The 6,809-nt window shown below is 39.9% G+C and carries 5 protein-coding genes, 1 other RNA gene and 1 pseudogene; 2 read left to right on the forward strand and 5 right to left on the reverse strand.

All coding sequences use genetic code 11. The features are described from left to right. The 4 genes from ACLNCN_RS02445 to ACLNCN_RS02460 all read right to left on the reverse strand — a co-directional run. Positions 1-1,157: THUMP domain-containing class I SAM-dependent RNA methyltransferase (locus ACLNCN_RS02445; RefSeq protein ID WP_424844548.1), on the reverse strand; the 1,157-nt coding region annotated here is incomplete at its 3' end. Between the two features lie 84 nt (positions 1,158-1,241). Next, positions 1,242-1,623, reverse strand: an RNA gene (rnpB, locus tag ACLNCN_RS02450) — RNase P RNA component class B. Positions 1,624-1,643: 20 nt separating this feature from the next. Further along, a complete protein-coding gene (gene gpsB, locus ACLNCN_RS02455; protein ID WP_000146534.1) occupies positions 1,644-1,973 on the reverse strand; it encodes a cell division regulator GpsB in 330 nt (109 codons plus the stop codon). Between the two features lie 72 nt (positions 1,974-2,045). After that, a complete protein-coding gene (locus ACLNCN_RS02460) occupies positions 2,046-2,573 on the reverse strand; it encodes a DUF1273 domain-containing protein (protein ID WP_261029108.1) in 528 nt (175 codons plus the stop codon). 66 nt (positions 2,574-2,639) lie between these two features. Here ACLNCN_RS02460 and recU point away from each other — a divergent pair, with 66 nt between their 5' ends. Then, complete coding sequence (recU, locus tag ACLNCN_RS02465; RefSeq protein WP_314847561.1) at positions 2,640-3,236, forward strand: Holliday junction resolvase RecU; 597 nt, start codon at positions 2,640-2,642, stop codon at positions 3,234-3,236. Then, positions 3,233-5,398, forward strand: coding sequence for a penicillin-binding protein PBP1A (gene pbp1a, locus ACLNCN_RS02470; RefSeq protein ID WP_414384879.1), 2,166 nt, complete (start codon positions 3,233-3,235; stop codon positions 5,396-5,398). The genes recU and pbp1a overlap by 4 nt, the downstream gene beginning before the upstream one ends. 141 nt (positions 5,399-5,539) lie before the next feature. On the opposite strand, the pseudogene ACLNCN_RS02475 reads toward pbp1a, so the two are convergent. Continuing rightward, positions 5,540-6,809 (reverse strand): annotated as a pseudogene (locus ACLNCN_RS02475) (peptide ABC transporter ATP-binding protein); the annotation flags it as partial.

Here is a 6,809-nt window from a genome sequence, read left to right on the forward strand (position 1 = left end):
TACTTTACTTCCTGACGTTTAACACGCTGACCAAAATATTGATACAAATCAACTTTTAAAGTTCCGTTGTACAACTTACGTTTCTTATCCGCCTGACTACCGTACTTGGTCTCAAAGGCTTCATCACTGGTTAAGATAAACTTGCTCCACGTTTTCAGAGGAGCAAATACTTGACCCATCTCAGCATAAAGCTTGGTAACCCCTGCATCATCTGACAAGCGTTCACCATAAGGTGGGTTAGAGATAATCACTCCATTTATTTTATCAGAACGCAAATCCTGCACGCGCATCTGCTTAAAGGTAATATCTCCTACAACACCTGCTGCCTGAGCATTGGCCTTAGCAATTTCCACCATACGTGCATCGATATCACAGCCCATGATATCTAGCTCAAGCTCACGATCCACTTTCTTAGACGCTTCTGTACGCACTTCTTGAATCAAGCGATCACTAATCCAGTTCCATTCCTCAAAGGCAAAGGAGCGACGAAGACCAGGAGCCATCTTCCTAGCAATCATAACTGCCTCGATACAGAAAGTTCCTGAACCACAGGTTGGATCAATCAAGGGCTTGTCTGGATACCAGTTAGAGAGCTGCAAAATGGCTGCCGCCATATTTTCCTTGATAGGAGCACCACCCTTTTCGGTACGATAGCCACGTTTAAAGAGACTGGAGCCTGTCGTATCAATCATGACAGTTGCTATGTCTTTCAGAATAGAAACCTCAATCTTAAACTCAGGACCATTCTCCATCAGAGGAATACCTTCTGGGCGGGCGTAGTGTTTCTGCAATTTCTTGACAACGGCCTTCTTTGAAATAGCCTGAACACTGGGTTCATTGTGTAATTTAGATTTCACACATTTAGCTTTTGAAATTGGGAACCGAGCTCCAAGCGGTAAATAATTTTCCCAATCTAAGGCGAAAACTCCTTGAAAGAGCTCCTCAAAAGTCTTAGCTGGAAAAGTTCCTACGATAATCTTGATACGGTCTGCTGCCCGAAGCCAGAGGTTGGTTTCGATAATGGCTCTCACATCTCCTTGAAAACGAACACGTCCATTTTCAACCTGACAATCGTAGCCCAACTCTCGCACTTCACGACCAACGACAGCCTCAAGACCCGCTGCAGCAGTAGCGATTAAATTAAATTCTTTTTCCATTTTCAGTCTTATAAGACCTTTCTATATGTCCACTTTAAAAAATGAGGTTGAGAAAGTTTTCTCAGCCCCAACCTATATGCAATTTTCTATAAGCCATGTTTTGTTCCAGAAGTGACTAGGACCACTTCCTTCGATAATCATCTGTCTACTACTAACAGCCTAGAGCTGGTAGCAGTCAGAGTACTACGTTCGTTTCCGTATACTCCATGCCCCGACCAAAATTTGGGTTGCTAGCTTGAGGGGTTTACCGCGTTCCACTCTCTCCGTTTCCAGAAAGACTCCGTCACTGTGGCACTTTCAAGCCTACTCTGACCTATCCGAAGACTTAGTCATTTCAACTGCCGTAACGATTTCTCGTCCCTAGGCTTATGGTTTCGCCTAGCACAAACACTACAGGCATCACAGCCTGTGCTAGCATGGACTTTCCTCATGAAAAGAAATTCTCCTCACGCGATTATCCAAAAATTGCACTTTTCTAATAAGCTCTTATAAATCAGAGTTATCCAAAATTTGTTTACCAAACACTTCTTTCTCAAGACGATTCAAGCGTTTCAAAATATCAAAATTCGTCATAGAAGTTGTAGCTGTCATTTCAAGCGGTTCTGCTTGAACCGGTGCAGATTCAGGTTTGCGAGACAATTCTTCCTTCAACTCTGCAATTTCTTGACGGAGAGACTTGACTAAGGCAGCATAAGTTTCGTAGTCCTTGATGACATCGTCCAAAAATTCATCAACTTCAACCTTACTATATCCACGGACTTCACGTCCAAACTCTTGCTCAAAAATATCTTTTGCTGAAAAAATAATACTTGCCATCTCTCGCTCCATTCTCGGTTTCTAATAGTATTATTATATAAAAAAAGGCAAACAAAAATCAAGGTCAAAGGCTTACTTTTCAGAAAAATTTTCTGCTAGCTCATTTAAGTCTTCAAACGTTAGCTTTTTTATGCGATAACCTTCCTGATTTTTCATCAAGTTATCCATAAATTTTAATTTGGTCTCATTTTCTGGATCATAGAAAAAATAAGCTAAGTCAGTATTTTCCAATAAAAATCGTTGGTAATCACGCAGTTGCCCTGTATGTTCATATTTGGGATAGGCATATTTAACAAAATCTACTTGCTTAAATTGGCTAAGTTTAAGCTGATTCGCTGCATTCCAATTGTCCCCGTGCGTTTCAAAATCAAAAATCGTCGCTAGGCTGAAATCATATTCTTCTTTCATTTCATTTGCGACATCCAGAACCCAGGATTCGAATCCCAAGTTCCCTGTAAATACCAGCCATTTAATCCCTTCTTCTGCTAAACTTTCTAAATCACGGCGAATGGCTTTCTTTATAATTTTTAACCTGATATCTTTTTCGTTAAAGACACCCAAGTCAAAATTAGAATAGCCCATAATTAAAGCTGTGGTCATTTTTACACCTTTCTTTATATTTTTATGGTATAATAGAGTGATGTTATTGTACCAATAAGGAGAAATATGGTCAACTATCCTCATAAAATTTCATCAAAAAAAAGCCAAACATCCATTTCTCAACCAAAAAATTTCGCAAATCGAGGAATGACTTTTGAAAAGATGATCAACGCTACAAACGACTACTATCTGACGCATGGCATGGCAGTTATCCATAAAAAGCCGACACCTGTTCAGATTGTCCGAGTAGACTATCCTCAACGTAGTCGAGCCAAAATTGTAGAAGCCTATTTTAGACAAGCTTCCACAACAGACTACTCTGGCGTGTATAGAGGACATTACATTGACTTTGAAGCCAAGGAAACACGACAAAAGAATGCTATTCCAATGAAGAACTTCCATCTTCACCAGATTCAACATATGGAACAAGTTCTAGAACAGCAGGGCATTTGCTTCGTACTACTTCATTTTTCTTCTCAACAAGAAACTTATTTGTTGCCGGCACTTGATTTGATTCGCTTTTATCATCAAGATAAGGGCCAAAAATCAATGCCACTTGGATATATTCAAGAATACGGATATTTAGTAAAGCAAGGCGCTTTCCCTCAAATTCCCTATCTCGATATTATCAAAGAACATTTACTAGGTGGTAAAACAAGATGAATAAACAAACTATTTTGCGATTCTTAAAGTATATTGGAATTACATTCCTTACCTTATTTATCGCATTATTTCTATTAGGTGGTGGCGTCTTCCTCTACTTTGTTAGCAAGGCTCCAGCCTTATCTGAAAGTAAATTAGTTGCGACAACTTCTAGCAAGATTTATGACAACAAAAACGAACTGATTGCTGACCTTGGATCTGAACGTCGCGTAAATGCTCAAGCAAATGAAATTCCTACTGACTTAGTCAAGGCAATTGTGTCTATCGAAGACCACCGTTTCTTTGACCATAGAGGTGTTGATACCATTCGTATCATGGGGGCAACATTGAGAAATCTCCGAGGTGGAGGAGGCCTCCAAGGAGCTTCAACCTTGACACAACAATTAATTAAATTGACTTATTTTTCTACTTCAACTGCTGATCAAACCTTGTCACGTAAAGCTCAAGAAGCTTGGCTAGCCGTTCAACTAGAGCAAAAAGCAACCAAGCAAGAAATCCTGACCTATTACATCAATAAAGTCTACATGTCCAACGGTAACTATGGAATGCAAACCGCAGCCCAAAATTACTATGGAAAAGACTTGAAGGACTTAAGCTTGCCACAGTTAGCACTCTTGGCTGGAATGCCTCAAGCGCCAAACCAATATGATCCTTATTCCCATCCAGAAGCTGCTCTAGAGCGTCGTAACTTGGTACTTTCAGAAATGAAAGGGCAAAAATACATTAGTGCAGAAGATTATGAAAAAGCTATTAATACTCCCGTCACTGACGGTCTCCAAAGTTTGAAGTCAGCCAATAGTTATCCAGCTTATATGGACAACTACCTCAAAGAAGTAATCGACCAAGTTGAACAAGAAACGGGCTACAACCTTCTTACCACAGGTATGGAAGTCTATACTAATGTCGACAAAAATGTTCAACAGAGACTTTGGGATGTTTACAATACAGATGAGTACGTTGCTTATCCAGATGATGAACTTCAAGTAGCTTCCACTATCGTGGATGTAACAAATGGTAAAGTCATTGCTCAGTTAGGTGCCCGTCACCAATCAAGTAATGTATCTTTCGGAATCAACCAAGCCGTTGAAACCAATCGTGACTGGGGTTCTACTATGAAACCAATCACTGACTATGCTCCCGCTTTAGAATATGGAGTCTATGACTCTACTGCTTCTATTGTACATGATGTTCCTTATAACTATCCTGGCACTGATACTCCAGTCTACAACTGGGATCATGGCTACTTTGGAAATATTACAATCCAGTATGCACTTCAACAGTCACGTAATGTCACAGCCGTTGAGACTTTGAATAAGGTCGGTCTAGATAGAGCTAAAACTTTCCTAAATGGCTTAGGTATTGATTACCCAAGCATCCACTATGCAAACGCCATTTCAAGTAATACAACAGAATCTAACAAACAATACGGTGCAAGCAGTGAAAAAATGGCTGCAGCCTATGCTGCTTTTGCCAACGGTGGAATTTACCACAAACCCATGTATATCAATAAGGTCGTCTTCAGTGACGGTAGTGAAAAAGAATTTTCAGATGCTGGTACACGAGCTATGAAAGAAACAACTGCTTACATGATGACCGAAATGATGAAAACTGTCTTGGCATACGGAACTGGTCGTGGAGCCTATCTCCCATGGTTAGCGCAAGCTGGTAAGACAGGTACTTCTAACTACACAGATGATGAAATTGAAAAACACATCAAGAACACCGGCTATGTAGCTCCAGATGAAATGTTTGTTGGTTATACTCGTAAGTATTCTATGGCTGTATGGACAGGTTATTCGAATCGTTTAACTCCTATCGTTGGAGATGGTTTCCTAGTTGCAGCTAAAGTTTATCGCTCAATGATAACGTATCTATCAGAAGATACTCATCCAGAAGACTGGACGATGCCAGACGGACTTTTCAGAAACGGGGAATTTGTATTCAAAAATGGAGCTCGCCCAATATGGACTGAACCCTCTACTCAACAATCCTCAACAGCTGAAAGTTCAACTACACAGGCAAGTACTACGATTGGTCAACAACCCAATAATGCTCCAGCAACCGATCCTAATCAAGGACAAGCTGGTCAGACTGTTCAGCCGACACAATCAGTACAACCAACGCCACAAAATCCACAAGTTCAACAGCAACCACAACAGTGAGATGAAAGAAAATCCTGAGCCTTTATTCTCAGGATTTTTTCTTCAACAAAATAGAATCTATCATATCTAAAAGCGATGATCGGCACCAATTCATTTTCGATAAACCAAAAGAAGTTAGCGAACAACTAACTTCTTTTTATCTTATTTCACATGTTTTGCAAGTTCTTCTTGCGCTTTTTTATTGGATTCTGCTTTTTCTTTCATCCATTTTTCTTGAGCTTTTTGGTATTCATCTGCAGTGACTGCCTTGTCTTGAAGTTCCAAGTATTTATACAAGAGTGGCTCACTTGTACCTTTGTTTCCTGACAATGCAAACGGTATTGTAAATGGTACCATCTTAGACAAGATTGGACGCCCTGTACGAGATGTAGTTGGAATAATCAAAGCACTATCTGTCAACCAAGCTTGAGCTGCAGCGTATTTATCATATCGTTTAGCAACATCTGTAGCCTCATCACCAGCTTCAGTAACCAATTTCTCGTAGTCATATAGACCTACTTTTTTAGCAGCTACATTATCTTTCCCTGAGTCAAATCCTAAATATGTTTTAGTACTTTCTCCTACAGATGGTTTGATGATGTCAAGGTAAGTTGATGGATCGGCAAAGTCTGGACCCCAACCGACATTATCTGATAAATCCCAGTCTTCGCCAGCAGCATTTTCAGCAAAATATGTAATATTGTTTACTTCATCTTTTTGTAGTTGTTGAATATCAATAATGACATTATCAGTTCCTAAAGTCGCTTCCAAGGATTGTTTCATAGATTGCACGCGCTGAACTTTTGTAGTTGCTGTTTGGTCAACAGGCATATCTAGGTGAATTGGGAATTGGACTCCTTCTGCTTGTAAGGCTGATTTAGCTTTAGCAAATTCAGCCTTGGCTTTTTCTGGATTATAGAGACCATCTTGGGCATCGGCCAGATTAACATCCTTCCATTCATCCCCATAAGTCACCAATTTTTCTTTGACCATATCGCCAAAGTTTTTCCCATCTGCTTGAACAAATGTTGGTGGAACAAAGAGATTGCGCAAGATTTTGCTTGCTCCAGTTTCTCCATTCAGCTGAGAGGCATAAGCTGTACGGTCAAAACCAAAGGCAATAGCTTGGCGGAAATCCTTGTTTAAGAGAGCTTTTTTAGTAGATGTCTTTTGTTCGTCGCTGGTCTTAGATGTGTATTTATAAGATTGGCGGTCAATATTTGTACCAACTAGATACGTAACAGAGTCTTGTTGAGTATAGACAATATTGTCTTTCAGCTCTTTTTCAAGTTCTGCAAAACTTGCACTTGTTGGATAGAGACGAGCTGCTGTAAGGCTACCATCTTTAAAGTTTTCTGCAGGTTTACTAGTATCTTGACCATCCCAGAATGACAATTTGATCTTGTCAATATGCACATTATCCTTATCCCAG

Source organism: Streptococcus sp. CL8.13 (assembly GCF_049737895.1).

Coding starts and splice junctions, on each gene's coding strand:
- ACLNCN_RS02460 (WP_261029108.1), bottom strand. CDS start 2,573: ATGACCACAGCTTTAATTATGGGCTATTCTAATTTTGACTTGGGTGTC.
- recU (WP_314847561.1), top strand. CDS start 2,640: ATGGTCAACTATCCTCATAAAATTTCATCAAAAAAAAGCCAAACATCC.
- pbp1a (WP_414384879.1), top strand. CDS start 3,233: ATGAATAAACAAACTATTTTGCGATTCTTAAAGTATATTGGAATTACA.
- gpsB (WP_000146534.1), bottom strand. CDS start 1,973: ATGGCAAGTATTATTTTTTCAGCAAAAGATATTTTTGAGCAAGAGTTT.